The 5003-nt window shown below is 60.0% G+C and carries 5 protein-coding genes and 3 pseudogenes; 1 reads left to right on the forward strand and 7 read right to left on the reverse strand.

What is annotated here, in order from left to right; translation table 11 throughout:
* Positions 1-178: 178 nt before the first annotated feature.
* Positions 179-313: a three component ABC system middle component gene (locus AC58D2_RS19880; RefSeq protein WP_497392774.1), complete on the forward strand. Its 135-nt coding sequence runs from the start codon at positions 179-181 to the stop codon at positions 311-313.
* Between the two features lie 31 nt (positions 314-344).
* On the opposite strand, the pseudogene AC58D2_RS19885 reads toward AC58D2_RS19880, so the two are convergent.
* The 7 genes and pseudogenes from AC58D2_RS19885 to AC58D2_RS19915 all read right to left on the reverse strand — a co-directional run.
* Positions 345-1328: pseudogene (locus tag AC58D2_RS19885) on the reverse strand (IS3 family transposase); the annotation flags it as partial.
* A 516-nt stretch (positions 1329-1844) separates the two neighbouring features.
* Positions 1845-2432 carry a zeta toxin family protein gene (locus AC58D2_RS19890; RefSeq protein ID WP_494228005.1) on the reverse strand — a complete coding sequence of 196 codons (588 nt, stop codon included), beginning with the start codon at positions 2430-2432 and terminating at the stop codon, positions 1845-1847.
* The gene (locus AC58D2_RS19895) at positions 2429-2785 is read right to left on the reverse strand and encodes a TA system antitoxin ParD family protein (protein ID WP_494228006.1); all 357 of its coding nucleotides are present in this window, start codon (positions 2783-2785) and stop codon (positions 2429-2431) included. Before AC58D2_RS19895 ends, AC58D2_RS19890 begins: the two co-directional genes overlap by 4 nt.
* 109 nt (positions 2786-2894) lie before the next feature.
* Complete coding sequence (gene vapC / locus AC58D2_RS19900; protein ID WP_494228007.1) at positions 2895-3284, reverse strand: type II toxin-antitoxin system VapC family toxin; 390 nt, start codon at positions 3282-3284, stop codon at positions 2895-2897.
* Between the two features lie 62 nt (positions 3285-3346).
* Positions 3347-4534 (reverse strand): annotated as a pseudogene (locus AC58D2_RS19905) (VirB4 family type IV secretion/conjugal transfer ATPase); the annotation flags it as partial.
* The gene (locus AC58D2_RS19910) at positions 4528-4800 is read right to left on the reverse strand and encodes a VirB3 family type IV secretion system protein (RefSeq protein WP_494228008.1); all 273 of its coding nucleotides are present in this window, start codon (positions 4798-4800) and stop codon (positions 4528-4530) included. The pseudogene AC58D2_RS19905 and the gene AC58D2_RS19910, both read right to left, overlap by 7 nt.
* Positions 4797-5003, reverse strand: a pseudogene (locus tag AC58D2_RS19915) (hypothetical protein); the annotation flags it as partial. The gene AC58D2_RS19910 and the pseudogene AC58D2_RS19915, both read right to left, overlap by 4 nt.

Genomic DNA, 5003 nt, shown 5'->3' on the forward strand with positions numbered 1-5003 from the left:
GCTGCCTCCCCTTCCCCGCCGGGGTTGGCGGTCCCACCATTCCGCCTGTATTCATAAGGGTAAGCGGCCGATTGCCGGATTTCGGATCAAGCGGGGTGAATTTCCCTGAACTTTACCAGGCTGCCAATCTCAGGATTGGATGGCATCCGAGATACCAACTCTTGTTGGGTGATAGCGAATGATCGCGCATGACATCTACGCGGAGACGAGCCCCGCTTTTTGCGCGCTAACCCTTGCCTGGTTTGCTTCGGGCTATCTGGAGTCAAGCAACGATGCGTTTGAGGTGCCCGCCGCGTATGTAGCCGTCCCTTGACCGGCCCCTACCGAGTGGTCCGCGGCGATTGTTAGTGCATTCGCCCCTCCATCGCCAGTGTTGGCCGTAGGTGGAGCGAAGCGGAACCGGAGGGCGACACTGGCGATGGAACGGCCTCCGGCGCCGTGGTCGATATCCGAGCGAGCTGTGCGGCCGGACGGTGTTGTAATGTCGCCGCCAAGCTTCGATCAGGATCCGGGCTTCGGCGAGCGAGTAGAAGATCTCGCCGTTGAGCAGTTCATCGCGAAGCGACCCGTTGAAGCTCTCGCAATACCCATTCTCCCATAGGCTCCCCGGCGTGATATAGAGCGTCTTCACGGCGATCTGGGCGAGCCATTGCTGCACCGCCGCCGCGATAAACTCCGGGCCATTATTCGACCGCATATGCGCCGGCGGCCCACTCGCGACGAACAGCTCGGCGAGGGCCGCCAGCACGTCGTCGCTCCTGAGCTTGCGTGCGACCACCAACGCCAGGCATCCACGGCTCGCCTCGTCGATGATCGACAGTATCCGATATTTGCGCCCATCGTGCGTCCGACCTTCGACGAAGTCGTAGGACCAGACATGGCCGGGATACTCGGGCCGGAGCCGGATGGACGATCCGTCGTTCAGCCAGAGCCGCCCCCGCTTCGGCTGCCTTTGCGGCACCTTCAGCCCCTCGCGGCGCCAGATGCGCTCAACCCGCTTGCGGTTCACATGCCATCCCGCATCGCGCAGCAATGCCGTCACCAGGCGATAGCCATAGCGACCATATTGCCGGGCCAGCGCGATGATGTCCTCGGTGAGAGCCGCTTCGTCATCCACCCCGCGAGGCGCCTTGCGCTGTGTCGATCGGTGCTGCCCAAGCACGCGGCACAGCCGCCGCTCGGACACCGGCATCATAACTCTGATGTGGTCGATACAGCGCCTGCGGCGCGCGGGGCTCAGAAGTTTCCCCGGGCAGCCTCCTGCAGGATCAGCTTGTCGAGCGTCAGGTCCGATTCGCACGCCGAAGCCGCGCATTCTCCTTCTCCAGGGTTGCAAGATCATGGATCCGCCCGCGCTCTGACGGTACGACGCCTCGAGTAGGGCAAACGGGCGTCCTTGTTATCGTCACCGTTTGATCCGGCCGATTGAACTCGATCCTTAAATGACTCGAGCCGAAGATCGCGAAAAGAATGAGCGCGGCGCCAAGCACCGGCAGAATGATGCGCGCATCGGGGGACGTGACCGCGACATGCGCAGCCGCCACTGCGGTCAGCGCACTTCCGCCACGCGCCATGACTGCGGCACTGATCCAGTTCGCTTCCGACAGGATGAGCCGGTCTTATATTGCGTGAATTTTCATCCATTGCCCCGGCGTTGGACCGATGCGGTCGGTCCATTGTATTCCTCGTGAACCCAGGCGAGGGTTTGGCTACTGAAAATATCAACGCATATTAGATGAATGAACCTTCAGTTCGCCGGCGACGTCGCTGGATCCGTTGTCGCTGAGCAGACGAGGTTTACCTGGCTGGCACCAAATAGCTCCGGCCATCCTTCGCACTTGGATTCAGATCTCCAAGTCTGCTTCATAAACCGATCTGATCCAGTGGGGTAGGCGCGGCAATGCGAAGACGAGTCGCCCGTTCGCGAATGTCAGGCAATGGCTGGGCGGCTGATTGAGGCGCGAATTGTCGAAGACCATGCCGCGATCTGCTTTAAGGATTGCGGCGCGGATCAATGGTGCCCCGTGCATGTAGCGGGCGCGGATCTTGTCCTCGGGGACGATATGTCCGCCTTCCTCAACGCGCGTACCGACACGCGCGACAGAAAGGTCTGGCGTATCGACACCGACATGCATCACGATGACGGTGAAACCTTTGGTTCGTGCTTCGTCGATCAGTTCAAGCTTGGAAGGATGCGAGAAGACCGTCTCGGTCACGAAATCCCGACGTCGAGCAAGATAGTCAGCCCGGCGCGAAGACGCGATCCTGGCTGCTTCGTAAGACGCAGTTGGAGAGGGATCGCAAAGTTCGTCGCGCTGGATGACGTCGGCGTTAATGAAGGGGCCTGCGAAGCTTGGTGCTACGCGAGTCTGGTAGAGGGTCGACTTGCCGGAGCCGTTCGGCCCGGCAAGCACGATCATCGTCGGCGTCATGCCTTATGCGCGGCCTTCTCACGCACGAGATTGCCGGCTGCGTCGAGACCAACACCTAGCCCAAGCTGCCGTCGCCGGGCAAAGAAAGCGTCTTCATCGCCCCCCGGCTGCCCCATCTTCTCGACAAAGCTGTCGAGCCAGACGTCCTTTTCCTCATCAGTGAGGTCGGTTGTCTCCATGTCGCCAGCGAGCGCAGCAGTGATACGGGCATGATCGAAATTGCCCGATTTCTCGATTGCGCGGCCGATGCGCACCCAATGCGCGATCTGACCTGCGATAGAACGGCTCTGCAATTCGGATTCACGGCGGACGATCTTCATAATGTCGTCAGCAAGTTTAATGGACTGGGCCAAAGGTCACCTCTGCCCCGAGAGGTAGCATTTTGCTACCTCCTTTACAAGTGCGTCTTGCGAATTCGAGGCGCAGCAATTTCAACACGCCGCCTCTCTCGCGAAATCATCATCATATAGTCTGACGACCGAGATGCTCTCTGAAAGGATAACAGTCTCGATCGGTGTGTAGTAAGGCAATTCCGACTTCGATGCAGTGCGTCGCAATCAGCGTATCGAGGGTCTTGCGCACGGCAACGCCCAGCGCCCTGAGCGTCCGGCAGTTCAGCGCAGCCTGTACGGCGATTTCACGGCCTCCTATATCAATCAGATCAAGCGATCCGAGCAGTCGGCACGCCTGGTTGAAATCCCGTTCATTCGTGAATCCCTGCAACACTTCGGTCGTTATGAGATCACCGATCAGTAGGGGCTCGTCAGCCGGCAACGCCTCCAACTGGACAGCATCCGGAGAAGCCGTACCTCGGAAAAAAGCGATCCAGACGCTCGAAACAACGAGGATCATGTGTCGGATCGCATGGCGTCCAGATCACCTTCCCAAGCAACCTTGCCACGAGCACTGCGGATCAGCGTGTGGACGAGAGGCTGGCGCACATTAGCGTAGACTTGCCCTGGAAGACTGGACAGCCAGGCTTCGACGGCGTTAGCGCTCTCGCGGATGCAGGCAAAACCCAGTCCATTCACAATGCGCTCGACCGCGCGAACCCTCTCATCAAGGCGGGCACGATCAGTATGAGACAGGGTTATCGTCGTTGTGAGATAGCCGAAGGCCACGTGATCGCCGCCCAGCTCCTGCAGCGCCATATCTGCATCGGCGACCTTGTTGCCGGCATCATTGTCGATCAGCTGCGAGGGCTGATTGTAGAGCACTTCGCGCAGAAGCGCGGTCACCGTCTTGCGCTTGTTGAACCACTGGCGCCGCAAACTCGTGAGCGCCTTCGTCGCCTCGGTCTTGTCGAGCGCGATGAACCGGGTGACCCAGCGATAGCCGAAATCCAGATGATTTAGCGCGTCGAGAATCCCGGGCCGGCTGAGATTTGGAAAGCCCAGGATCGTCAAGGTGCTGAGGAAGCGATCACCCAGCATGGGTTCCAGCCCCCCGACAAGCGGCGTGTCAGCCAGCAGCCCGTCAAGGTACATCGGCGTGTGCGGAATCGCGATCTCGTGCCGGTCAAGAGAGATGCAGCCATGAAGGAAGCTAAGTGTTTCAGCATCGCCCAATGCTCGAACGGAGGGCATGAAGTCACCGAACAGATCGAAGACCCGGTCGGTCTCGGCGACAAATGTCTTGAGAGCCTGGCGCCAGTCGCGTCCCTTCGGTGCGTCGAGGCGATCGATCAGAACTCGCTCGGCAGCATCGGATTGATCGGGCGGGGGCAGAAATGTGAGGGTGAGGTACGAGCGACTCTCATAGTGCGCGTCGTCCCTTTCGAACGCCGCGCGCCGCTCTTCGTCCACCAGCCAGGACGCAGCATCGGGAAAGCTGCCTTCCGGATAGCCTGGCGCCGGGCTTCGGCATGCCTCGAAATGCAGCGCCCAACCCGTTCCCAATCGCTTGAGCACATTGTTGGCGCGGGCACAGGTTGCAATGAGTTCGGAATCCGTCGCGCTTTCAAGATCCGGACCGCGGAAGGACATCGTGCGCTGGAAGCTGCCATCTTTGTTGAGCACGACGCCCGGTGCGACGAGCGCCGCCCATGGAAGATGATCGGCAAGACGGTCGGCGCGCTTCCTGTATTCGCGCAGGTTCAACATGACAGATATCCGCGCTGTCGCAGGTGACGGATCACGATGCGCGCAAATTCTGGATCGCGCCTGGCCGCGAGTATCGCGATCGTGTGGCCCGCCGCCCAGGCAGCAAGACCTGCAATCCATTGCTGAAGGCCCAGCCCAAGCGCAGCAGCAAACGTTCCGTTCGCTATTGCGACGGCGCGGGGCGCACCGCCGAGCAGAATGGCTTCTGTCAGCGCGCGGTGAAGCGGCACGTCAAATCCCTCGGCGTGATTTTCCCCGCCGATCATGATACGAGCGCCCCGCCCCCGAAGCTGAAAAAATCCAGAAAGAAGCTTGAAGCTGCGAAAGCGATTGTTAGGCCAAATTGTCCCCCGTCAGCGCCAATGGCACAGATTTGAGGTTGTGATTTAAGGAGGATTTGGGCTTCGTCGTAGTGACGAAGGAACGAAGATGAAGCCCAAATCCTCAAGCTCCAAAAAGCCCGCCGAAC

Source organism: Sphingopyxis sp. CR5 (genome assembly GCF_059693785.1).

Excerpts from the sequence above, each read along its gene's own strand:
- AC58D2_RS19880 (WP_497392774.1), top strand. The coding sequence starts at position 179 with ATGATCGCGCATGACATCTACGCGGAGACGAGCCCCGCTTTTTGCGCG.
- AC58D2_RS19890 (WP_494228005.1), bottom strand. The coding sequence starts at position 2,432 with ATGACGCCGACGATGATCGTGCTTGCCGGGCCGAACGGCTCCGGCAAG.
- vapC (WP_494228007.1), bottom strand. The coding sequence starts at position 3,284 with ATGATCCTCGTTGTTTCGAGCGTCTGGATCGCTTTTTTCCGAGGTACG.
- AC58D2_RS19910 (WP_494228008.1), bottom strand. The coding sequence starts at position 4,800 with ATGATCGGCGGGGAAAATCACGCCGAGGGATTTGACGTGCCGCTTCAC.